This window comes from Zwartia hollandica (assembly GCF_019923725.1).
GTDB classification, from domain to species: Bacteria; Pseudomonadota; Gammaproteobacteria; order Burkholderiales; family Burkholderiaceae_B; genus Zwartia; species Zwartia hollandica.
In genome coordinates, this window is record NZ_JAHXRI010000007.1 from 70403 (window position 1) to 92753 (window position 22351).

Annotated in this window: 22 protein-coding genes; 9 read left to right on the plus strand and 13 right to left on the minus strand. The window is 53.2% G+C overall.

The features are described from left to right. Nucleotides 1-174: 174 nt before the first annotated feature. The 5 genes from KZZ10_RS08445 (at nucleotide 175) to KZZ10_RS08465 (ending at nucleotide 5093) form a co-directional block, all read left to right on the plus strand. Entirely contained in the window at nucleotides 175-627 is a 453-nt protein-coding gene (locus KZZ10_RS08445; protein ID WP_259661083.1) for an Mth938-like domain-containing protein, read from the plus strand. A gap of 14 nt (nucleotides 628-641) precedes the next feature. After that, nucleotides 642-1109, plus strand: a complete 468-nt coding sequence (locus KZZ10_RS08450) for a peroxiredoxin (protein WP_259661084.1) — start codon at nucleotides 642-644, stop codon at nucleotides 1107-1109. 37 nt (nucleotides 1110-1146) lie between these two features. Beyond that, nucleotides 1147-2850 (plus strand): PhoH family protein, encoded by a 1704-nt coding sequence (locus KZZ10_RS08455; protein ID WP_259661085.1) that lies wholly within the window; start codon nucleotides 1147-1149, stop codon nucleotides 2848-2850. Further along, nucleotides 2851-3834 (plus strand): 4-hydroxythreonine-4-phosphate dehydrogenase PdxA, encoded by a 984-nt coding sequence (gene pdxA, locus KZZ10_RS08460; RefSeq protein ID WP_259661086.1) that lies wholly within the window; start codon nucleotides 2851-2853, stop codon nucleotides 3832-3834. A 119-nt stretch (nucleotides 3835-3953) separates the two neighbouring features. Continuing rightward, complete coding sequence (locus KZZ10_RS08465) at nucleotides 3954-5093, plus strand: serine hydrolase (protein ID WP_259661087.1); 1140 nt, start codon at nucleotides 3954-3956, stop codon at nucleotides 5091-5093. Nucleotides 5094-5112: 19 nt separating this feature from the next. Here the strand turns inward: KZZ10_RS08465 and KZZ10_RS08470 are convergent, their stop codons facing one another. From KZZ10_RS08470 to KZZ10_RS08510, 9 genes are all read right to left on the minus strand, one after another. After that, the gene (locus KZZ10_RS08470) at nucleotides 5113-6495 is read right to left on the minus strand and encodes a replicative DNA helicase (protein ID WP_259661088.1); all 1383 of its coding nucleotides are present in this window, start codon (nucleotides 6493-6495) and stop codon (nucleotides 5113-5115) included. Next, nucleotides 6488-7324: an RIO1 family regulatory kinase/ATPase domain-containing protein gene (locus KZZ10_RS08475; RefSeq protein WP_311133549.1), complete on the minus strand. Its 837-nt coding sequence runs from the start codon at nucleotides 7322-7324 to the stop codon at nucleotides 6488-6490. Before KZZ10_RS08475 ends, KZZ10_RS08470 begins: the two co-directional genes overlap by 8 nt. Nucleotides 7325-7386: 62 nt before the next feature. After that, the gene (gene rplI, locus KZZ10_RS08480; RefSeq protein WP_259661089.1) at nucleotides 7387-7842 is read right to left on the minus strand and encodes a 50S ribosomal protein L9; all 456 of its coding nucleotides are present in this window, start codon (nucleotides 7840-7842) and stop codon (nucleotides 7387-7389) included. 14 nt (nucleotides 7843-7856) lie between these two features. Beyond that, complete coding sequence (gene rpsR, locus KZZ10_RS08485; protein ID WP_259661090.1) at nucleotides 7857-8129, minus strand: 30S ribosomal protein S18; 273 nt, start codon at nucleotides 8127-8129, stop codon at nucleotides 7857-7859. Nucleotides 8130-8141: 12 nt separating this feature from the next. Next, entirely contained in the window at nucleotides 8142-8432 is a 291-nt protein-coding gene (gene priB / locus KZZ10_RS08490) for a primosomal replication protein N (protein WP_259661091.1), read from the minus strand. Nucleotides 8433-8444: 12 nt separating this feature from the next. Beyond that, nucleotides 8445-8819, minus strand: coding sequence for a 30S ribosomal protein S6 (rpsF, locus tag KZZ10_RS08495; protein ID WP_259661092.1), 375 nt, complete (start codon nucleotides 8817-8819; stop codon nucleotides 8445-8447). A 131-nt stretch (nucleotides 8820-8950) separates the two neighbouring features. Then, nucleotides 8951-10804, minus strand: a complete 1854-nt coding sequence (gene dxs / locus KZZ10_RS08500; protein WP_259661093.1) for a 1-deoxy-D-xylulose-5-phosphate synthase — start codon at nucleotides 10802-10804, stop codon at nucleotides 8951-8953. Nucleotides 10805-10841: 37 nt separating this feature from the next. Then, on the minus strand, nucleotides 10842-11756 hold the full coding sequence (locus KZZ10_RS08505) for a polyprenyl synthetase family protein (protein WP_259661094.1): 915 nt from the start codon (nucleotides 11754-11756) through the stop codon (nucleotides 10842-10844). Continuing rightward, nucleotides 11753-12019, minus strand: coding sequence for an exodeoxyribonuclease VII small subunit (locus KZZ10_RS08510; protein WP_259661496.1), 267 nt, complete (start codon nucleotides 12017-12019; stop codon nucleotides 11753-11755). Before KZZ10_RS08510 ends, KZZ10_RS08505 begins: the two co-directional genes overlap by 4 nt. Before the next feature lie 208 nt (nucleotides 12020-12227). On the opposite strand from KZZ10_RS08510, the gene KZZ10_RS08515 reads away from it, so the two are divergent. Next, complete coding sequence (locus tag KZZ10_RS08515) at nucleotides 12228-13394, plus strand: aromatic ring-hydroxylating oxygenase subunit alpha (RefSeq protein ID WP_259661497.1); 1167 nt, start codon at nucleotides 12228-12230, stop codon at nucleotides 13392-13394. Nucleotides 13395-13493: 99 nt separating this feature from the next. Then, nucleotides 13494-14375 (plus strand): protease HtpX, encoded by an 882-nt coding sequence (htpX, locus tag KZZ10_RS08520; protein WP_259661095.1) that lies wholly within the window; start codon nucleotides 13494-13496, stop codon nucleotides 14373-14375. Between the two features lie 35 nt (nucleotides 14376-14410). Here htpX and polA read toward each other — a convergent pair whose 3' ends face one another. Then, nucleotides 14411-17131, minus strand: coding sequence for a DNA polymerase I (gene polA / locus KZZ10_RS08525; protein WP_259661096.1), 2721 nt, complete (start codon nucleotides 17129-17131; stop codon nucleotides 14411-14413). On the opposite strand from polA, the gene KZZ10_RS08530 reads away from it, so the two are divergent. Then, nucleotides 17130-17810, plus strand: a complete 681-nt coding sequence (locus KZZ10_RS08530; protein WP_446001717.1) for an LOG family protein — start codon at nucleotides 17130-17132, stop codon at nucleotides 17808-17810. The two genes, polA and KZZ10_RS08530, sit on opposite strands and share 2 nt — an antisense overlap. Nucleotides 17811-17848: 38 nt before the next feature. Further along, a complete protein-coding gene (locus KZZ10_RS08535) occupies nucleotides 17849-19333 on the plus strand; it encodes an NAD-dependent succinate-semialdehyde dehydrogenase (RefSeq protein WP_311133550.1) in 1485 nt (494 codons plus the stop codon). Between the two features lie 5 nt (nucleotides 19334-19338). Here KZZ10_RS08535 and typA read toward each other — a convergent pair whose 3' ends face one another. Genes typA through rbfA form a run of 3 tightly spaced genes read right to left on the minus strand, consistent with a single transcriptional unit; the run spans nucleotide 19339 to nucleotide 22342 of the window. Continuing rightward, nucleotides 19339-21150, minus strand: a complete 1812-nt coding sequence (gene typA / locus KZZ10_RS08540) for a translational GTPase TypA (protein ID WP_259661097.1) — start codon at nucleotides 21148-21150, stop codon at nucleotides 19339-19341. A gap of 9 nt (nucleotides 21151-21159) precedes the next feature. Continuing rightward, nucleotides 21160-21915, minus strand: a complete 756-nt coding sequence (gene truB / locus KZZ10_RS08545) for a tRNA pseudouridine(55) synthase TruB (RefSeq protein WP_259661098.1) — start codon at nucleotides 21913-21915, stop codon at nucleotides 21160-21162. Nucleotides 21916-21940: 25 nt separating this feature from the next. Further along, nucleotides 21941-22342, minus strand: a complete 402-nt coding sequence (rbfA, locus tag KZZ10_RS08550; RefSeq protein WP_259661099.1) for a 30S ribosome-binding factor RbfA — start codon at nucleotides 22340-22342, stop codon at nucleotides 21941-21943. Nucleotides 22343-22351: the final 9 nt, after the last annotated feature.

The window sequence follows — 22351 nt, forward strand, 5'->3', positions numbered from 1 at the left end:
GGCTTTATTTGCAGTGCAGCAAAACCCCATAATCTAGCGCATCGTGGGCCACCGGGCAAATCAGCGACTAAATCCTGCAAAATTCCCTATTTTCCCTAGGGGAGCAGCCGCCCGTTTGTCATCGCATTGGGCGAACGATTGCGCTATGATCAACTGAACTTGCCGGAGTCTTGCTTGAAGCTTCACACTGATACTAATTCGGCACTGAACACCGTCACGGGATACGGGGACGGCTTTGTCGAAATCAACCAGACGCGCTTTAACCACGCGATCGCTTTTGGCCCCCTGGGCGCCGTAGAACACTGGCAGGCTGCTGCTGCCACTGACATTACGACCGACCTTCTGCTCCAGGCCGCAAAGCTTAGGATTGCCCCTCTTGACCCTATGGCGTTTCTAGATGCTACAGAATCCAATGGGCTGCGCCTCGAAGGGATCCGCCCTGAAGTACTGCTGGTCGGAACGGGCAATCGTCAATGCATGCTCTCGCACACTATCCTGCTGCCACTTTTGCAGGCTGGCGTGGGGGTGGAATGCATGAGCACGCAAGCGGCTGCCCGCACCTACAACATTCTCATGGCAGAGGGCCGCCAAGTGATTGCTGCCCTACTGCCAGAGAACACCATTTAAGGAGCATCTTCAACATGACGACGGTACTCATCGGCAAAGCCGCCCCCGCCTTCACGGCACTGAGCACTTTCGGTGAAATCACACTCAAACAATGCGTTGGCCGCGGCGTCGTGCTTTATTTTTATCCTAAAGACAACACGCCCGGCTGCACGACCGAAACTGAAAATTTCCGTGATTTGCACGATCAATTTCTGGCACAAACTTGCGTCGTGATTGGGGTTTCGCGCGACTCACTGAAGTCTCACGAAAATTTCAGTAAGAAACTCGAACTTCCTTTTCCGCTGATCGCTGACACGGACGAAGTGGTCTGCAACACCTACGGTGTCATCAAATTGAAACAAATGTATGGGAAACAGGTACGTGGCATTGAACGCAGTACTTTCTTGATCGACGCCCGTGGCAAACTCGTGCAAGCATGGCGAGGTGTAAAAGTGCCAGGGCACGCCCAAGAGGTGTTGCAAGCCGCTAGTAGTCTTACCTAATTTTTTCGATCGTTGTAACTCCAGGAGATTGTCTCGTATGCCGTTGCCCAAGCTGCCCACACGCCCTGCCGCCATACTTGACCTAAACGATACTGAACCCGATCTCTTACCGCCACTTACACAGACCGCGAAAGGCACACCCGCCCCAGCAATCAAAACAGGATCTCGTGCCCCAGCGCTAGAGGCGCGCGATGTCCTGCAAAATGAGGGCACAATAGACCAAAGTAGTTCATTCAAACTACCCTCAGCGACAACCCCGGCGCAATCTCCTGTGATCGCACCAAGCAAAGCTCAGACCACAAAAAAATCGCCCGCACCCCGCACTCCAGCACGCCGAACCACCAAAGCGGACTCGGGCGTACGTAAGTTATTTGTGCTTGATACGAACGTTCTGCTTCACGACCCCTCCTCTCTGTTCCGTTTCGAGGAGCACGACGTCTTCTTGCCCATGATGACGCTCGAAGAACTTGATCATCAAAAGAAAGGCATGTCGGAGGTGGCGCGCAACGCGCGCCAAGTTAGCCGCTCACTAGACACGCTGGTGTCCGAGCACCGGCAACTCGATGAAGGTCTCCCTCTGAGTGGTTTAGGGCACAAAGACGCCGTTGGACGCTTGTTTTTCCAAACGACGGCAATGGCTAGCACGCTTCCGCCAGATCTCCCGATGGGTAAGGCCGACAACCAAATTCTCGGTGTTGTGCGTGCATTGCAAGACAAGCATCCCACTCGCGAAGTCGTGCTGGTGTCGAAAGATATCAACATGCGACTTAAGGCGCGTGCGCTATCGATGTCGGCGGAAGACTATTTTAATGATCAGGTCCTAGAGGACTCGGACCTGCTCTACACGGGCATGCTGGAATTGCCAGAGAACTTCTGGAATAAACACGGCAAAGGCGTCGAATCCTGGCAACAAGGTGGCACGACCTTCTATCGGATCAACGGCCCACTATGCAATCAGTTCATGGTGAATCAGTTTGTGTACTTTGAAGGCTCCATGCCTTTATATGCGCAAGTGCGCGAAGTCAACGGAAAAACGGCGGTACTTGCGACGCTGCGTGACTTCACCCACGGCAAGAATAATGTTTGGGGTGTGACTGCACGGAACCGCGAACAAAATTTTGCAATGAACCTGCTGATGAATCCAGAGTGCGATTTCGTTTCTCTGCTCGGTCAAGCTGGAACTGGAAAAACGCTGATGACACTTGCAGCAGGTCTGGCTCAGGTGCTGGAGACCAAGCGCTACAGCGAGATCATCATGACCCGGGTGACAGTTCCGGTGGGTGAGGATATTGGTTTCTTGCCAGGCACCGAGGAAGAAAAAATGCAACCATGGATGGGCGCACTGGAGGACAACCTCGAAGTCCTGAACATGGGCGACGCTGACGGTGGTGGCAACGAATGGGGACGCACAGCCACCTTGGATTTAATCCGTTCAAAGATCAAAATAAAATCCCTAAACTTCATGCGTGGTCGTACATTTTTAAACAAGTACCTCATCATCGATGAGGCACAAAATTTAACGCCCAAACAAATGAAGACGCTCATTACACGAGCAGGCCCAGGCACAAAGGTGATTTGTTTGGGGAATATTGCGCAGATCGATACACCCTACTTGACCGAGGGCAGCTCCGGACTGACATTTGTGGTCGATCGCTTCAAAGGCTGGCCTCATGCCGGCAGTGTCACGCTGCAACGCGGCGAGCGTTCACGGCTAGCAGACTACGCCGGGGAAGTACTGTAAATGTCGTTACCGGTTGCGCTGACGGTCGGGGATGCCGCGGGCATCGGGCCAGAGATTATTGTGAAACTTCATGCGCAAGGTTTAGCTGCTGCATGCGTCGTGTATGGTGATGTCGGTGCGCTCGAGCGCGCTGCGAAGATGCTCGGCTTGCCGATGCAATGCATCACAGTCGACACACCACAAAGCGTTCCGCAGCGACCTCAGCCAGGTTACCTATATGTGCGTCCAACAAAGCCCGCACTTCCGGAGAATCTACCTCTAGGGCGTGTGGACGCACGCGCTGGAGCGGCTGCCGTTGAAGCCTTGCGTATGGCAATCGACGATGCCATGCAAAAGCATGTGCGCGCGATCGTGACTGCTCCGCTGAACAAAGAATCGATGCATGCTGCGGGCATTGATTTCCCTGGGCATACAGAAATACTTGCTGAGCAATCAGGTACTGAGCATGTTGCAATGATGCTCGTCAACGATCAGTTACGCGTGATCCTCGCGACCATACACATTGCGTTAGCCGCAGTACCTCGCACGCTCACGATTGAACTTGAACGGCGCACCATTGAGCTTGCACATCGAGCATGCATGGCGCTGGGCATACCCGCACCGCGTGTGGCGGTTGCAGGTCTTAACCCGCACGCGGGCGAACAGCGCAAGTTTGGCAATGAGGATCTCGACATCATCGCTCCTGCGATCGCGCTGGCACGTGCCCAAGGCATCGATGCCACTGGGCCGTGGCCAGGCGACACCGTCTTCATGCGCGCACGCCAAGGTGAGTTTGATATTTGTGTGGCTCAGTATCACGACCAGGGTCTCATACCGATTAAGTATCTTGGCTTGGATCAAGGCGTTAACGTAACCGTTGGTCTGCCGTTTGTACGCACGAGTGTGGACCACGGGACAGCGTTTGATATCGCCGGTCAAGGGGTGGCTGACCCATCGTCTTTGCGCACCGCGTTCGATCTTGCGCTTGCTCTTACCCACGCATAAGACCCCGAGATAAACTAGGTACAAACCCTATAATCAGCGTCTTTACATAAAATCTTAGGTTAAATAACCTCTCTAAGTATATAATTTGACTGGTTTTTATACTTGATGAGGCGCTGGGAATGCGTTTGAAGCTCGCTTTACCCTTACAAAAAGCATGGATTTCAAGCTTGGTCTGCTTGGGACTTGCCGCCTCTCCGGTCTGCGCAAAAGCGCAACAAACTACGACAAGCAGCACCTCGTCTACCCAAGCAGCAAAACCTAAGAGCACTAACTCTACAAAGAAAAAGCAACAAACAGCGAAATCAACTAAAAACTCTGCACCAAAGTCAACTGCCGACAGAAAAGCCGCCCCCGCAGGAGCTCCACAAGGGAATCGCGCGGTCGCACCTAAAAATGCAAAGGCCCCAGCAGGCGCCAAAGCCGTTGTCCCTGCAGCAAACCATGGAAAGAGTGCGGCGGGAACGGCAGCAGGCGTGGTAGCTGCCGCAGGTGGTTTGCGCTCGAACGTGGTCTTTGTCCAAGACTTAAACAGCAAAGCTGTGCTGTATTCGCGCAATGAGCAAGTCGTGCGCCCTATCGCGTCCATCACAAAGTTGATGACCGCCGTCATCATCGTCGATGCGAAACTCCCGATGAGTGAAGTGATTCAAATCACGCAAGCTGACGTCGATGTTGTCAAACACAGCCGGTCACGCTTAGCTGTTGGTGCAAAACACACGCGTGGCGACCTTATGCATTTAGCGCTGATGTCGTCAGAGAACCGTGCTGCGCACGCACTGGGACGTACTTACCCAGGCGGTATGACCGCCTTCGTGAATGCCATGAATGCGAAGGCGCGCGAACTGGGTATGGCGCAGTCAACCTTTGTGGAACCGACTGGCTTGTCGAGCGCTAACGTCTCTACGCCACGCGACCTAGTCAAGTTGTTGCAGGCCTCCGCTTCTCGACCTGCAATCCGCTTTTATACGACTGACCACCAGCACGAGGTTCGCTCGGCTGGCCACCCTACTCTATTCCGCAACACCAATATGCTTGTCACGAATCCTAGCTGGGATATCAAAGTATCCAAGACTGGTTTCATCAATGAAGCGGGTCAGTGTTTAGTAATGGTGGCGCGTATCAACAATCGTGATACGGCGATTGTGCTGCTCAATGCTGAGGGCAAAGGCACCCGCATTGGCGACGCAGTCAAAATCAAGCAAATGATTCAGTCTAAGCAAGTTGCCGCAGTGCCAACAGAAATGGCAAGCTTGAACTAATCGACACGTTCTTGCCGAGCTAGTAACCCGATTGAGAAGACCCACCAGCAAAGTTCAAAAAGCGTGTACTTGAACCCTGGAAGGTTAAACGAACGGTACCGATTGGACCATTACGCTGTTTACCCACAATGATTTCTGCTGTCCCCTTATCGGGTGAGTCTGGGTTATAGACCTCATCGCGATAAATAAACAAAATCAAGTCAGCATCCTGCTCAATTGCACCTGATTCGCGCAAGTCACTCATGACGGGACGCTTGTTAGGACGTTGTTCGAGACTGCGGTTCAACTGCGAAAGTGCAATCACGGGACAATCGAGCTCTTTACCCAAGGCTTTAAGCGAGCGACTGATTTCCGAGATTTCTGTTGCACGGTTTTCTCCCGCTGAGCTTGCCCCCATCAACTGCAAGTAATCGATGACGATCAGCCCTAAGCGACCGCACTGACGCGCCAAGCGACGTGCACGTGCGCGCACTTCTACCGAACTCAGTGCCGGCGTTTCGTCAATATAGAGCTGCGCATCCTGCATACGCTGAACGGCATGGGTCACACGAGGCCAGTCATCTGCAAGCAGCTTCCCGGTTCGCATCCGATGCTGATCAAGCATACCGACCGAGCCCAACATCCGCATCGCGAGCTGTACCGCACCCATTTCCATCGAGAATACCGCCACAGGTAAGCCATGCTCGATAGCCACGTGTTCCGCGATGTTCATCGCAAGCGAAGTCTTACCCATTGAAGGACGACCTGCCACAATGACGAGATCACCACCCTGTAGCCCAGAGGTCATGCGATCTAGGTCCGTGAAGCCTGTCGGTACACCTGTGACGTCAGTATCGCCCTCACGGTGATACAGCTCGTCGATCCGCTCTACGACCTCGGACAGCAAGGGCTGGATCTCACGAAACCCTGTCGTGGCTTTGGCGCCCTCTTGCGCAATCTTAAAAACTTTCGACTCTGCCTCATCGAGCAGTTGCCGCGCCTCTTTACCCTGCGGATTGAAGGCTGCTGCGGCAATCTCATCCGCGACGCTCACTAGCTTGCGCAGCATGGATCGTTCGCGCACGATCTCAGCGTAACGACGGATGTTTGCAGCAGAGGGGGTGTTGTGCGCGAGCGCGTTTAAATAGGCTAAGCCACCAACCTCTTCGGACTTACCAACGCTTGCAATCGACTCGTGAACCGTCACTACGTCCGCAGCACGCGATAAGTTAATTAATCTGGCGATATGATGCCAAATCAATCGATGATCAAACCGATAGAAATCCTCTTCGTTCACGACGTCCGTGATACGTTCCCAGGCGGCGTTATCGAGCAAAAGACCACCTAATACCGACTGTTCCGCCTCGACCGAGTGAGGGGGAACGCGCAGGTACTCCAGCTGAGGATCGGGTGCATTATTCATCTGGTAATGATAACCGTAAGGCATCGGTGACGTACAAGAATCCTCTGACATCTCGGCCAGGAAGACACTTTAGTAACCACCCAAGATATTTTTGAATACAACCCATGGTCGAGGCGATTCTCTGTAACGCTTCTTTGACTGATGGGTCGGGGTTCGCGACAAGGTAAGCCTGAAGGAGGCGCAGGGATAAGTCTTGACGCTCAGTCATGCCAAACTGCTTGCCTCTAAGCCCAGCCATTGAGGAAACCATCTGATACACGTCATAGGCCTGCCCCAAAGGTCGGGATAAGGCTTCGCCTATGTTTTCCTCGAAGTCGATCCTTGTCAAAACATCCCCTTCGCACATCAGGTTTCGGAGTTGCGCTCCACCATGCACAAAACCCGCACGATGAAACGCAGCTAAATCCCGCGCTGCACGATCCATCCAGATTAAGCGGGCGGCGGGCGTGTCAATCCGGATGAGATAAGGCAAGTCTTGGCCCACATACTCGAGCACCAAAACATCAGACATATGCCTCCAAACATTGGGTACTCGCCACCCATGTCTAGATAAAAACTCAAGCTTTCGCGCCTCATCACTAAGCGTTGTCCGCATGAGCACACTAACTCGCGGGCGCTCTCCCAAAGCGAGCCAACACATACAGGACAATAACGACGCCCGCGCATAGTGCATCCCGTACACCAACTTGTCCGCGAACTGAGGCCTTCGCAATTTAACAACGCAGCGGTGCCCTTCAATATCGACAAAGTGCACTGACGAAGGCTCAGAAGCATGCTCTGCAAGCCATTGGGTAAGCGCGCGCTGAAACGAAGAGTCAGAGTTGAGCATCACGTTGGATTAAAAATCAAAAAGCCGGCTCGAGCCGGCTTTTTGATGCGTTGAGCGCTAACTTAAACGAGATCGCCAACCACGACTACTGTAATGCTGCTCACCACATCAGGATGCAGTGAAACTTGCACAGGGAATTCGCCGACCGTCTTCAAGGGACCTTCAGGCAAACGCACTTGTGCTTTTTCGATGCCAGCAAAACCGGCAGTAACCAAACCAGCCGCGATATCCATGTTGGTGACAGAACCAAACAGACGGCCATCCACACCAGCTTTTTGTGTAATGCTGAGTGAGAAGCTTTCCATACGCTGGCCAAGTGCTTGGGCGGCAACCAGTTTTTCAGCCTGGGCTTTTTCGAGCTCAGCGCGACGGAGCTCGAACTCTTTAAGAGCGGTCTCGGTCGCACGACGTGCTTTTTTCTGAGGAATCAGGAAGTTACGGGCGTAACCATCACGCACGCGCACGACTTCACCGAGATTCCCTACGTTAACGACTTTTTCGAGAAGAATGATTTGCATAGTAGGCCTCGGGATCAGTTGTGGTTGTCAGTGAACGGCAACAGAGCCAAGAAGCGCGCACGCTTGATTGCTGAGTCGAGTTGACGCTGATAAATCGCCTTGGTACCAGTCAGGCGAGCAGGAATAATCTTGCCATTCTCTTGAATGAAATCACGCAGTGTGTCGAGATCTTTGTAATCGATCTCATCAACACCGGCGGCGCTGAAGCGACAAAACTTACGACGCTTGAAAAGCGGATTTTGTTGGGTGAACTTCTTTTTTTCTTTACGTTTACCGAAGAAAGCCATGATATGCCCTATTCAAATTTGTTCGATGCGCTGCGCATGCAGCCTAAATTTTTGAGAATCTTTTCTAACCGGTGCCAGAAATCCTTGAACGTTTACTGAGCGCCCTAAACTTATTGTGCTAGTCATCTGTGCTAAGTCTGCCATCGCAACTACCGTAATACTGAGGGTAATGCGACGAGGCTGGCCTGCTTCGATCACTTCGGATTCATGTGAGAGTAAGAATTCGAGAACTGGAACCCCAGATGGTGTGTACCTTAAGGGAGAAAGCTCTACGACCTGACCCTGCACTTCAAGCCGATTCACAACAAATCCGGATTACTCAACGTCGTCGGACATCGACTCAGCTGATGCCTTACGCGCCTCATCACGCTCGACCTGCTTCATCATGATTGAAGGCTCAGTTTGAGCAGCTTTAGTCTTGATGACAAGGTGACGCAACACGGCATCGTTGTAACGGAAAGAATGTTCGAGTTCGTCGAGCGTTGCTTGACCGCACTCAATGTTGAAGCACAAGTAATGCGCTTTCACGAGTTTTTGAATTGGGTAAGCCAGTTGACGACGACCCCAGTCTTCTGTGCGGTGAACTTTACCGCCCTGAGTCGTCACCAACGCTTGATAGCGCTCAACCATCGCGGGCACTTGCTCGCTTTGGTCTGGGTGAACGATAAAAACAATTTCATAATGGCGCATGCAATGCACTCCTAAGGATGTCCGGCGCCCTGTATGAAGACAAAACGCCGGGGACAGCCCGCCAGGGCCAAACATTGGCTGGTCGAGCAAGAAAGCCTTGTATTTTCGCGTATTTACGCTCAAAACGCAAATTAACTGAGGAACCGAGTCCGAATCGAACGTTCGATGCCAGCGGCATCCAAGCCAACACCCGCCAACAGTGCACCCTGCTCGCCATGATCGATAAAACGGTCCGGAAGACCCAACTGAAGAACAGGGCAAACGACCCCTGCCGCGTTAAGGGCCTCTGTCACAGCACTTCCCGCCCCGCCCATCAGCGCCCCCTCTTCTAGGGTCACTAAACCTCGATGCTCTGAAACCATCTGCAACACCAAAGCGGTATCTAGTGGCTTTACAAAACGCATATCAACAACCGTGAGATCTAATTCCTCAGCAACTTTTAGTGCTGCCGGCAGCAAGGTGCCAAAAACTAACACAGCAAGATCCTTGCCCTGCCGACGCACAATCCCCCGTCCCACGGGGACGGTATCTAAGCCCGCCGAAATAATTGCACCAGCGCCAGAGCCTCTCGGATATCGAACGGACGCAGGACCGGGATGCTGATAACAGGTGCTCAGCAGCAGACGGGTTTCGTTTTCATCTGAAGGGGTCGCGACCACCATGTTCGGGATGCAACGCAGGAAGGCAATATCGTAGTTTCCAGCGTGCGTTGCACCATCAGCCCCCACGAGTCCCGCACGATCTAAGGCAAACGTCACATCGAGATCTTGTAGCGCGACATCGTGTATTAGCTGGTCGTAGCCACGTTGCAGAAACGTTGAGTAAATCGCCACCACCGGCTTTTGTCCCTCACAGGCCAAACCTGCGGCGAAGGTCACCGCGTGCTGCTCAGCGATACCCACATCAAAATAGCGTTTAGGGAAGCGTTTTTCGAACTCCACCATGCCACTACCTTCGCGCATCGCGGGTGTCACACCGGTTAGCCTAGGGTCATGCTCGGCCATATCGCATAACCAGGATCCAAATACTTGTGTAAAGGTCGTCTTCGGCGTCGCAGTGGGTTTTTGAATGCCGACTGCAGGATCAAACTTTCCGGGGCCATGATAGAGCACCGGATCCGCTTCAGCCAGCTTGTAGCCCTGCCCTTTCTTTGTCACTACATGCAAAAATTGCGGTCCCTTCAGGGCACGCATATTTTGTAATGTCGGGATTAAGGCGTCCAAATCGTGTCCATCGATGGGGCCAACATAGTTAAAGCCCATCTCCTCAAACAAGGTGGCTGGAGTCACCATCCCTTTGGCGTGTTCTTCAAAGCGGCGCGCCAGCTCGAGCACCGGCGGCACATGTTGCAACACAGCGCGTCCCATGTTTTTAGCAGCCGCATAAAACTGACCGGACATGAGACGTGCAAAATAGCGATTGAGCGCGCCTACTGGCGGCGAGATCGACATGTCGTTGTCATTCAAAATTACCAGTAAATTAATGTCGGGGGTCACACCCGCATTATTCATCGCCTCAAAGGCCATCCCCGCTGACATCGCACCATCTCCGATCACGGCAATGTGCTGACGCGACACACCTGCATTACGAGACGCTACGGCCATGCCGAGTGCTGCAGAAATCGATGTGGATGAATGCGCCGTACCAAAAGCGTCGTACTCGGACTCGCTGCGCTTGGGAAATCCAGAGATTCCACCAAACTGACGCAAGCCGCCCATCTGCTCTTTACGACCCGTCAAAATCTTGTGCGGATAGGACTGATGACCCACATCCCAAATAATGCGATCGTGCGGCGTGTCATAAACATAGTGCAACGCGACCGTCAACTCGACCGTTCCGAGATTTGAGGAAAGATGCCCCCCAGTCCGCGAAACGGACTGCAGCACAAATCCACGCAACTCATCGGCTAGTTGTTGAAGGCCACGCCGATCCAACCCTTTTAAGTCAGACGGACGGTGAATTCGATTTAGTAAATCTGTTGACATAGCGCTCAATCAGTTTGTTCGTATCGGATCACAATCATTAGTGATCACGCAACACAATAAAGTCTGCTAACCCACCCAATAAGGTGGCCGTACCGCCTAACGGCAACAGGGCCTGGCGCGCCGTTTGATGCAAAGAGGAGGCAAGCGACTGCGCGCCCTCTAAACCCATCAGGGTCACATAAGTCGGTTTATTTGCGGCAGCATCTTTGCCTGCGGTTTTACCAAGCTTGGCCGTATCAGTGGTCACATCCAATACATCGTCCACCACTTGAAACGCCAAACCAATCGCGCTCGCATAGTCGTCTAGACAGCGTTCTTGCGCCGCCTGCGCGCCAGCCACAATCCCCCCAAGCTTTACGCTCGCAGCGAGCAAGGCGCCTGTTTTAAGTAAGTGCATTTGTTGCAGCTCTTGCTGAGATAAGGTTTTACCCACACTTGCTAAATCAATCGCCTGACCACCGGCCATGCCAAGGCTGCCGGCCGCTTGTGCCAGTACTCGCGTTGCCCGCACGACCACGTCCGGGGTCAGGGGCATTTGCGCTAACAAATCAAAGGCAAGCGGTTGTAAGGCGTCTCCTGCCAATAACGCCGTCGCTTCATCGTATTGCACATGCAGGGTGGGACGTCCCCTGCGCAGCATGTCATCATCCATGCATGGCAAATCATCATGAACCAACGAATAGGCATGCACAAGTTCGACTGCTGCGGCTGCACGATCCAAGGATTCATTCATATCTCTAGTGACAGCCCCCGGGCGGACACTCGCATACCCGGCCGCATAGACCAACGCGGCACGTACCCGCTTGCCCCCACCTAGCACGGCGTAACGCATTGCCTGGTGGAGCCGGGCAGGCACTTGTTCGGCAGAAGGCAGCAAACGCTCAAGCACGAGCTCAATATGCTGCGCACGCTCGGTGAGCCAATTCGTCAGAGCGCTTTCTGCCACCATCATGACGCTTCGCGATCCAATCCCTCAAAGGGCTTCAGCATCCCAGACTCAAGCACCTTGACTTGCTGCTCGGCCTGCGCCAAGCGCTCTTGACAGATGCGCGTCAAGGCCACCCCGCGGCGATAAGCCGCCAGGGACTCTTCGAGGGGTAGCGTGCCCGATTCCATCGATGCCACAAGCTCCTCAAGTTGCAAGAGAGCCGTCTCAAAGTCTTGAGGCAAAGTCGGATCAAGATCCTCGCGATCAGACACCAGTGGATCGGCCACAGATTTGTTAGCTTTGGGCAAGCAAAACTCCGTTCAGGGCTGGGTTAAAGACTAACCTGATAATAGGCAAGCTCTCTATTGTACGAGAACATCGCGCGCCCAACCCTTGGGGTACAATCGTTTTTTTATGGTGATCGGCCAATCCGATTTTTCTTCGCGCCAGTACGGTGATGTCCGTCCTGGCATTTTTATCCGTGCGGAGGGAATCATGACCGACATTGGTCGGATGGCGCATTTGGCGCCCGCTCGCACACAGCTAGACGTTAGCGCGTACTTTGACCCCGCGCTATTTGCCCGCGAGCAAGCGAGTATTTTTAAACAGTCCTCTACCTATGTTGGGCATCAAAAGAGCGTGCCCAACCGGGGAGACTGGCGTACGTTGTCCCATGAAAACAATGGGCGGGTACTCGTTCGTGCAGAATCTGGTGTTGAACTCCTGTCAAACGTATGTCGACACCGTCAAGCATTGATGCTTGGTGGCACAACCGGCAATGTGGGCGGCCACGCAAATACCCATGGCAATCTTATGGGTACTGGCGGCAATATTGTCTGCCCCTTGCATCGCTGGACCTACGATAAGCAAGGGCACTTACTTGGCGCCCCTCAGTTTGACGACAAGCCTTGCCTGAATCTTGAACGCTTTCCAATTAAAGACTGCCATGGGCTGCTCTTTGAGGGACCACGCAATCCCGTCGCGGATATCGGCAAACTGTTTGCCCGTCCAGAGTTCGACTTCTCGGACTATGTACTGGACCACGTCGAAGTTCACCAGTGCAATTACAACTGGAAAACCTTTATTGAGGTTTACCTAGAGGACTACCACGTCGCACCCTTCCACCCCGGGCTGGGACATTTTGTGACTTGCGATGACTTATCGTGGGAATTTACCGACCAATACAGCCTGCAACGTGTGGGAGTGCATCAGGCCTTGTCGAAACCTGGCACGCCCGCCTACAAGGTATGGCATGACAAACTGATGCAATTCCGGCAGGGTCAGGCCCCTGATTTCGGGGCCGTCTGGGTGACGTATTTTCCAACACACATGATCGAGCTTTATCCACACGTGCTGGTGTTGTCGACGCTTTACCCGAAGTCACCCCAAGAAACGGTGAATATTGTCGAGTTCTACTACCCAGAAGAGATCGCCCTCTTTGAGCGAGAGTTCGTAGAGGCGCAGCGCGAAGCCTACATGGAAACCGCAGTCGAAGACGACGAAATCGCTGAGCGCATGGACGCAGGACGCCTAGCCTTGCTCAAACGAGGCGTCAGTGAAACGGGCCCCTACCAATCTCCAATGGAGGATGGGATGCAACATTTCCATGAGTGGTATCGCAACACCCTAGGTACAAGCGCCGGGAACTCTTTGCCAGACTGAGCGTCCAAGCGATATGATCGCGCAACCGATGCGTAGATTTCTGGTCGGTGCGCTTCATAACCCTACCGTCATTGTGCGTTTAACTTTTAATTTGAGATCATGAAACGAATCATCCTGTTTTTAGTGACTAACCTCGCTGTCATGCTGGTGCTTAGCGCTACGCTGAGCATTCTGGGCGTTAACCGCTTCATGACCGAGCAGGGCCTGAACCTCCCGATGCTGCTGATCTTCTCCTTGATCGTCGGCTTTACTGGTTCGTTCATCTCATTGTTGATGAGCAAACCCATGGCGAAATGGAGCACTGGCGCCCAGATCATCGATCCGCAGGCGCCTGGTGGCCCACGCGAGTCTTGGCTCGTGGACACGGTGCATCAACTCGCCGACCGAGCTGGTATTGGCCGCCCAGAGGTTGCCATCTACGAGGGTGAGCCAAACGCCTTTGCAACGGGCGCATTCAAAAACGATTCCCTCGTTGCCGTCTCAACGGGCCTGTTGGACAGCATGACCGAAGAGGAAATCTCGGCGGTATTGGCACACGAAGTCGCTCACATCGCGAACGGTGATATGGTGACCCTGACGCTTATTCAGGGTGTGGTCAACACCTTCGTGGTTTTCCTGGCTCGCGTGGTCGGATACTTCGTCGACCGCGTCGTGCTCAAGAACGAGCGCGGGATGGGCATCGGCTACTACGCAACCGTTATTGTGTGCGAAATCGCCTTCGGTGTCGCTGCGAGCTTAATCGTGGCCTGGTTCTCGCGTCAGCGTGAGTACCGCGCCGACGCTGGCTCAGCGCAATTACTGAGCTCACGTGAGCCGATGATCCGTGCGCTAGCTCGATTGGGTGGAATCACTCCAGGCGAATTACCAAAAAGCTTTGAGGCGTCGGGCATTACTGGCGGTGGCGGCTTGGGCGCGATGTTCGCCACACATCCACCCATCAATGCACGGATTCATGCCTTGCAAAACATGCGGGTGTCCTAAACCTTACAGCATCCGGGAAGCAGCGCACTCAATCACTAGTGCGCCTGCTCCCAGTTAGGGCCCACGCCCACTTCCGCGACAAGTGGGACCTTCAAGGTCGCTACATCGCACATCAGAGCCGGTAGTTTCGTCCGAATTTGATCGAGCTCATTTTGCGGGACATCAAGCACGAGTTCATCGTGGACCTGCATCACCATCTTCGTCTGCAAGCCTTCTGCCTTTAGCCAGTCCTGCACCGCCACCATCGCCAGTTTGATTAAGTCAGCTGCAGTGCCTTGCATCGGCGCATTAATGGCAGCGCGCTCAGCGCCCGCTCGTCTGGCCCCTGCTGCGTTGATATCGGCTAGCCATAAACGGCGACCAAACACGGTTTCAACATAGCCTTGTGCATGCGCGAGCGTGCGGGTCTCGGCCATGTACTGCGCAACACCCGGATAGCGCGCGAAGTAGCGATCGATATAAGACTGCGCTGCATCACGCGTGATGCCTAAGTTACTCGCCAAACCAAATGCACCCATGCCGTAAATCAAGCCAAAATTAATCGCCTTAGCCGCTCGACGTTGATCAGATGACACCTCGGCAAGGTTTACGCCAAAAACTTCAGAGGCCGTCGCGCGATGGATATCTTCCCCGGCCGCAAAAGCCCGCTGTAAATTCGCATCGTTCGATACGTGCGCCATCACGCGCAATTCAATTTGCGAATAGTCCGCAGAAACAATCACACCCCCACTCGCGATAAAGGCCTCACGTACGCGGCGACCTGCCTCAGAACGCACAGGAATATTCTGTAAGTTAGGTTCGGATGACGCCAAGCGGCCTGTAATCACCGCAGCCTGCGCATAGTGGGTGTGCACCCTACCCGTTGTCGCGTTGACCATACGGGGCAGTTTATCGGTATAGGTCGACTTCAGTTTGGCTAGGCCGCGGTACTCAAGCAAGACCTGCGGCAAGGGATAGTCTTCAGCCAGCTTGGTTAATACTTCCTCGTCCGTGGAGGGAGCACCCCCAGCAGTCTTGCGCACCACCGGCAGCTGCATTCGACCGAAAAGAATCTCACCCAACTGTTTTGGAGAGTTCAAATTAAAGGGCTGACCCGCCAATGTGTAGGCACGCTGCTCGAGCTCGAGCATCTCTTGCCCAAGCACATGGCTTTGTCGCCCAAGTTCGACTGAGTCGATCTTGACGCCTGTGCGTTCGATTTCAAACAACACTCGCGACACTTTCATCTCAAGCTGATAAACAAACTCGAGTTTCGGATCATTCTTGACTTGCGGCCGCAACACCTCGTGCAGTCGCAACGTGAAGTCTGCGTCCTCGCAGGCGTATTGCGTCGCGCGTTCAAGATCAACCTCATCAAAACAGATCTGATGCACACCCTTGCCGCACAACTCCTCGAAGGTGACACCCTTCACGCCTAAATAGCGTTGACCTAACTCATCTAACCCTACGCCTCGGTGAGATTCCAATACATATGCTTGCAACATGGTGTCATCTGCCACACCCTGAAGGTCAATCCCCTCATTAGCAAAAATATGCGTGTCATATTTTGCGTGATGCAATAACTTGGTCGATGCGGTGTCCTCCAGCCAAGACTTCATTTTGGCTAGAACTTCATTACGTGGCAGTTGATCCTGCGCCTGCGTGCCGCGATGCGCCACAGGGATATAGCAAGCTTGCCCGGGAGCCACGCTGAGAGAAATTCCGACCAATCTTGCTTGCATGGGCTCAAGCGACGTCGTCTCCGTGTCTAACGCAACACACGATGCAGCACGCGCACGATCCAACCAATGTTGTAGCGCATCCCAATCTGTGACCATCTCGTACTGCGTTTGTGCAGGGGCCGCTGGCCGAACCGCTTCAGGCGCGACACGTGTGTCACCCGCCGGAACCCGCGACTCCTCGCCAGTTAGCTCTCGCAACCACGACCGAAAACCGTAACGCTCGAATAAGGCAATCAAATCGTCACGCTGTGGTGGCTTGGGCGTCAGCACAGCGATTTCGGGCACCTCGGCCACGAGATCACAATCCGTTTTGACTGTGAGTAGCTCGCGCGTCAACGGAAATTGACTAATTGCCGCACGTAAATTTTCACCAGCAACACCCTTAATCTCTTGTGCGCGTTCTACGAGCGCCTCGACCGAGCCATATTCTTCGATCCACTTCGCAGCCGTTTTAGGTCCAACTTTTTGGACACCTGGCACGTTATCGACCGTATCTCCGACAAGCATGAGGTAGTCAACGATGCGTTCAGGGGAAACCCCAAATTTTTGATAGACAGCAGGCGGGTCTAGCCGTTCGCCTGACATCGTATTGACCAAGGTGACATGCGAGGTCACAAGTTGCGCCAAATCCTTATCACCCGTAGAGATCACGGTATGCACATCATGCATCGTTGCCCATTGTGCCAAGGTACCGATCACATCGTCTGCTTCAACGCCCTGCACACCTAAAACGGCCCAGCCCAAGGCACGAACGGCGGCATGGATGGGCTCAATCTGACTGGCGAGTTCAGTCGGCATGGGTGGGCGATGCGACTTGTACTCTGGATACAAATCATCCCGGAAGGTCTTGCCCTTGACATCAAAGACACAGGCGGCATAGTCAGCCTTATAGTCTTGGATCAGTTTGCGCATCATATTGACTACGCCGTATATTGCACCTGTGGGTTCTCCTTGCGCGTTGCGCAAATCGGGCATGGCATGAAACGCCCGATAGAGGTAACTCGATCCATCCACTAGCAATAAGGTTTTTTTCATGGGTTACAAAAAAGAATTGGTTTCGCCGATCACTGAGCAGGCAACCCAAATTATGTCAGAGATGGTGCACGCCGCAGAGACTTTAGCCTCCATCGGGCCCGCAATCAGTATTTTTGGTAGTGCCAGGATTAAGCGTGACTCGCCCTATTTCACCCTGAGCGAGACGATAGCCGCACAACTCGCCAAAGCGGGCTTTGCCATTATCGCAGGCGGAGGCCCGGGAATCATGGAAGCCGCCAATAAAGGGGCCTTTGAGGCGGGTGGCGCAAGCATCGGCTTGCACATCACCTTACCCAAGGAATCTAAGCGTAATGAATTCCTGACAACCAGCTTGGCGTTTCGGCACTTTGTGTCGCGCAAATCAACTTTTTTCATGCATAGCGCGGGATATGTCGTCCTACCAGGCGGTTTTGGCACGCTTGATGAGTTATTCGAGGCAGTCACGCTGATGCAAACGGGGAAAATCCCCACCGCGCCGGTGATTTTGGTCGGACAAGCGTTCTGGGGCGGTTTAATGGACTGGATCAAGCAGCAGCTCGAACAAAGTGGGTTGATCAACAATCTGGCTGGCATGCACTTCTTCATCGAAGATGATCCAGCACGCATTACCGAACATTTCAAAATATTCTTTGCACAGCACCCTGACTTGCTACAGCAACAACCCAATAAGCCCGTATAAACAGTTTAAGCTTCTTCAATAGATAAATAGGTGACACCATGGATCGTGCCGTTTTTCCAATGAAATTAAATAACCCTGAGCTGCTCCGCACGCAGTCGTATATCGATGGCAAGTGGGTGGACGCACCGGATGGCGCCGAGTTTGCCGTCGACAACCCAGCCACTGGCAGCAATATTGCTCATGTGAGTAACTTGGGTGCCAAACAAGCCGAGCAGGCTATTGCAGCGGCAAGCCGGGCCTTCCCTGCATGGCGTGCACGCACGGCCAAAGAGCGCTCGAATATTCTGCGCAAATGGTTTGATCTGATCATCGCTCATACCGATGATCTCGCTCGCATCATGACGCTGGAGCAAGGCAAGCCCTTCGCTGAAGCCAAGGGCGAGATTGCCTATGGTGCTTCCTTTGTTGAGTGGTTTGCCGAGCAAGCCAAACGCGTCATGGGCGACACGATTTCTGCTCCACTTGCGACCAATCGCATGTTGGTGCTGCGTGAGCCGATCGGAGTCTGTGCCGCGATTACACCTTGGAACTTTCCCAATGCAATGATCACACGCAAAGTCGCGCCCGCCATCGCAGCCGGTTGCACGATCGTGCTCAAGCCTGCGGAGCAAACTCCGCTTTCTGCATTGGCATTGGCCGTGCTCGCCGAGCAAGCGGGTATTCCGCCGGGCGTGCTAAATATCATCACCGCCGACAGTGATAACTCCATCGCGATCGGCAAAGTACTTTGCGCAAGCCCTGTGGTGCGTAAAGTCACTTTCACAGGATCTACCCCCGTGGGACGGATCCTGATGCAACAAAGTGCCTCAAGCATCAAAAAAATGTCTCTGGAACTTGGCGGACACGCACCCTTCATTGTGTTTGAAGACGCGGATCTCGACGCAGCCATCGATGGCGCGATGATTTCAAAATATCGTAACGCTGGCCAAACCTGCGTTTGCACCAATCGCTTTTACGTTCATGCCAACGTGTATGACAGCTTTGTCGAAAAACTCGCTGCACGTGTATCCGGAACACTCTCCGTCGGAGAAGGCTTTGAAGACAAAGTGACAACAGGCCCGCTAATAGATGACGCCGCAATCGCCAAGGTCCAAGAGCACGTGACGGACGCGATCGCAAAAGGCGCAAAGGTCGTCACAGGTGGAGCAGCACACAGCCGTGGCGGAAGATTCTATCAACCTACTGTGCTGGCGAATATCAATGAAGACATGCTGTGCATGCGTGAAGAAACTTTCGGTCCTGTTGCACCGGTTGTTAAATTCACTGACGAAGCCGAAGTTATTCGTTTAGCGAACAATACCGACTACGGCTTGGCATCGTACTTTTACAGCCGAGACATTGGCAGAATCTTTCGGGTCGCGGAAGCGCTCGAGTACGGCATGGTCGGTGTAAATACCGGCTTAATCTCAAACGAAATGGCACCCTTCGGCGGCGTCAAGCAATCAGGGCTTGGCCGCGAAGGGTCCGTCTATGGCATGGACGACTTCATGGAAATGAAGTACGTCTGCCTAGGCGGGATTTAGACGCGTTACCTCGACATCTTCTTGCGCTCGTGCTCTTTTAGATAGCGCTTGCGCAAGCGGATGCTCTTGGGGGTAACTTCCACAAGTTCATCATCACTGATGAACTCGACGGCGTACTCGAGGCTGCAATCAACCGGTGGAACCAGACGAACGGCTTCGTCGGTACCCGAGGCACGCACGTTCGTTAGTTGTTTGCCTTTAATCGGGTTCACAACCAAGTCATTATCGCGGCTGTGAATGCCAATAATCATGCCTTCGTACACGGGATCGTTGTGCGACACAAACATGCGACCACGATCTTGCAACTTCCAAAGTGCGTAAGCAACCGCGGCACCGTCATCCTGACTAATCAGCACGCCGTTGCGACGCTCACCCAATAAGCCGTCCTTGACTGGACCGTACGCATCAAAGGTGTGGCTCATCAAACCGTTACCGCGTGTCATGGTCATGAAGTCACCCTGAAAACCTATCAGTCCGCGCGCAGGAACGCGGTATTCAAGACGCGTACGACCGCGACCATCGCTCACCATGTCGAGCAGTTCTGCTTTACGCATACCAAGCTCTTCCATGACAGCTCCCTGAGTATTGTCCTCAAGGTCAATACTCAAGTTCTCGTAAGGCTCGAGCTTGACGCCATTTTCTTCTTTGAACACCACACGAGGACGCGATACCGCCATCTCGTAGCCTTCTCGACGCATCGTCTCAATCAGAATCGTCAAATGTAGTTCGCCACGGCCAGACACTTCAAACACTGTGTCGTCGTCGGTCTCACGCACGCGCAAAGCCATGTTGGACTTGAGCTCACGATCCAGACGCTCACGTATCTGACGGCTCGTCACGTACTTACCTTCGCGCCCTGCCAAGGGGCTTGTATTCACCATGAAATTCATCGTGAGCGTAGGCTCATCGATTTTAAGAAGTGGAAGCCCTTCTACTTTTTCAGGAGAGCAAATAGTTGTACTGATACCAATATCCTCGATACCATTGACAAGCACGATATCACCCGCAATCGCGTCCTCAACAACCTCACGCTCAAGGCCTTTGAACTTCAACACTTGATTGATGCGACCTTTAAACGGCACGCCGTCGGGGCCGTTCACACACACCACATCCATGCCAGTTTTGATACGTCCACGACGAATCCTGCCGATACCGATTTTGCCAACATAAGTGCTGTAATCGATCGAGGAAATCTGGAGCTGCAAAGGCGCATCAGGATCGTCATCGCGCATAGGCACGTACTCAAGAATCGCATTGAACAATGGACGCATGTCACCTTCGCGTACGTCCTCTGTCAAGCCTGCATAACCGTTCAGGCCAGATGCATATACGATCGGAAAATCTAGTTGTTCCTCTGTCGCACCGAGCTTATCGAACAGTTCAAAGGTCGCATTGATCACAAAATCACAACGTGCACCTGGACGATCCACCTTGTTAATCACGACAATCGGCTTAAGGCCAAGCGCAAGCGCCTTTTTCGTTACAAAGCGTGTTTGAGGCATTGGACCTTCAACTGCATCGACCAACAGCAACACACCATCTACCATCGATAGCACACGCTCGACCTCACCACCAAAGTCGGCGTGCCCGGGCGTGTCTACGATGTTGATATGCGTGCCCTCGTACTCGACCGCACAGTTCTTAGAAAGAATCGTAATGCCACGCTCTTTCTCAAGATCATTGGAGTCCATGACGCGCTCAGTCATCCGCTCGTTAGACCGGAAAGTTCCAGACTGACGCAGAAGCTGATCGACCAATGTGGTTTTGCCGTGGTCAACGTGGGCAATAATCGCAACGTTACGCAATGCGCGTGACATACAAGTCCTTTAGTGAAGTGAAACTACATTTTTTGCTGGAGGCACCAAGCCTTCAGGTAAATCATTCATCGCAATTAACATGGACTCGGGTGCTTCCATTGCCTGCAGTGCTTCGAGCTCAATTGCTGCATCCAACATAAAGGGCCCCACACGAGTCCGGCGAAGAGCCGACAAGTGCGCATAACAACCCAACACACGTCCAATATCCTGCGCGAGCGTTCGAATATAGGTCCCCTTAGTGCAGTGGACGTGAATATTTGCGCTAGTTGGTGTCGCCTCCAACAACTCGATCCCTCGAATCGTAATTTCGCGAGGCTCACGTTCGAGTACGATTCCCTGACGTGCATATTCGTACAATGGCTTACCATCGCGCTTCAGGGCGGAAATCATCGGAGGAATCTGCAATTGCGTCCCAACAAACGAATCTAAAACAGTATTAAGACGCTCTTGTGACACGCCCTCAAAGTCAGCTGACGCTTCATTGACCACTATTCCAGTCAAATCACCTGAGTCAGTTTCTCGACCAAAGGCGATGGTCGCCAGATAACTTTTATCGGCATTCAACATCGCACCAGAAATCTTGGTCGCGCGCCCCATACAACACACCAGAAGCCCTGTCGCAAACGGATCAAGCGTGCCCGTGTGGCCTGCCTTTTGCGCATCCATGGCACGCTTGGCCCGCTGCAATGCATGATTACTCGACAAGCCAACCGGCTTGTCCAGCAACAACACTCCATCGAGCACGCGCCCGCGTCTTTTAGCCATCGTCTATTCCAGAAACGACAGCCCCTTAAGGCTTGTCCTCGGGCTCGTCAGGCACACCGGCATACTGCCCAGGCAAATTTGCTTGATCAATCAGCGCGGACATTTCAATGCCTCGCTTGAGCTGAGGATCATGAAAAAAGCGCAAAGTCGGCACGGTGTGTATATGTAACAACTTATAGAGCTGCGAATGAAACCAACCTGCTTTTTCATTTAATAGTGCTGCAGCCAGCTCGGGCTCACCACCAAGCACGGTGAAGTAAACCTTGGCATGCGCATAATCAGTTGTGAGCTCTATCCCAGAAACCGTGATCAGACCCACGCGACTCATATCGATTTCGCGTTGGATGATGATGGCCAGATCCTTTTGAATCTGGTCTGCCAGTCTTAAATTACGACCAGGTGCGGTTTTTTGCTTATGGCGGCTCATGGATTTGGC

Bases quoted from the DNA above. Each gene is read 5' to 3' on its own strand.
- KZZ10_RS08465 (WP_259661087.1), top strand. From the start codon at position 3,954: ATGCGTTTGAAGCTCGCTTTACCCTTACAAAAAGCATGGATTTCAAGC.
- rpsR (WP_259661090.1), bottom strand. From the start codon at position 8,129: ATGGCTTTCTTCGGTAAACGTAAAGAAAAAAAGAAGTTCACCCAACAA.
- KZZ10_RS08515 (WP_259661497.1), top strand. From the start codon at position 12,228: ATGACCGACATTGGTCGGATGGCGCATTTGGCGCCCGCTCGCACACAG.
- dxs (WP_259661093.1), bottom strand. From the start codon at position 10,804: ATGTCAACAGATTTACTAAATCGAATTCACCGTCCGTCTGACTTAAAA.
- KZZ10_RS08450 (WP_259661084.1), top strand. From the start codon at position 642: ATGACGACGGTACTCATCGGCAAAGCCGCCCCCGCCTTCACGGCACTG.
- KZZ10_RS08455 (WP_259661085.1), top strand. From the start codon at position 1,147: ATGCCGTTGCCCAAGCTGCCCACACGCCCTGCCGCCATACTTGACCTA.
- rplI (WP_259661089.1), bottom strand. From the start codon at position 7,842: ATGCAAATCATTCTTCTCGAAAAAGTCGTTAACGTAGGGAATCTCGGT.
- typA (WP_259661097.1), bottom strand. From the start codon at position 21,150: ATGTCACGCGCATTGCGTAACGTTGCGATTATTGCCCACGTTGACCAC.
- KZZ10_RS08475 (WP_311133549.1), bottom strand. From the start codon at position 7,324: ATGCTCAACTCTGACTCTTCGTTTCAGCGCGCGCTTACCCAATGGCTT.
- KZZ10_RS08535 (WP_311133550.1), top strand. From the start codon at position 17,849: ATGGATCGTGCCGTTTTTCCAATGAAATTAAATAACCCTGAGCTGCTC.
- rpsF (WP_259661092.1), bottom strand. From the start codon at position 8,819: ATGCGCCATTATGAAATTGTTTTTATCGTTCACCCAGACCAAAGCGAG.
- pdxA (WP_259661086.1), top strand. From the start codon at position 2,851: ATGTCGTTACCGGTTGCGCTGACGGTCGGGGATGCCGCGGGCATCGGG.
- polA (WP_259661096.1), bottom strand. From the start codon at position 17,131: ATGAAAAAAACCTTATTGCTAGTGGATGGATCGAGTTACCTCTATCGG.
- htpX (WP_259661095.1), top strand. From the start codon at position 13,494: ATGAAACGAATCATCCTGTTTTTAGTGACTAACCTCGCTGTCATGCTG.
- KZZ10_RS08470 (WP_259661088.1), bottom strand. From the start codon at position 6,495: ATGAATAATGCACCCGATCCTCAGCTGGAGTACCTGCGCGTTCCCCCT.
- truB (WP_259661098.1), bottom strand. From the start codon at position 21,915: ATGGCTAAAAGACGCGGGCGCGTGCTCGATGGAGTGTTGTTGCTGGAC.
- KZZ10_RS08530 (WP_446001717.1), top strand. From the start codon at position 17,130: ATGGGTTACAAAAAAGAATTGGTTTCGCCGATCACTGAGCAGGCAACC.
- rbfA (WP_259661099.1), bottom strand. From the start codon at position 22,342: ATGAGCCGCCATAAGCAAAAAACCGCACCTGGTCGTAATTTAAGACTG.
- KZZ10_RS08505 (WP_259661094.1), bottom strand. From the start codon at position 11,756: ATGATGGTGGCAGAAAGCGCTCTGACGAATTGGCTCACCGAGCGTGCG.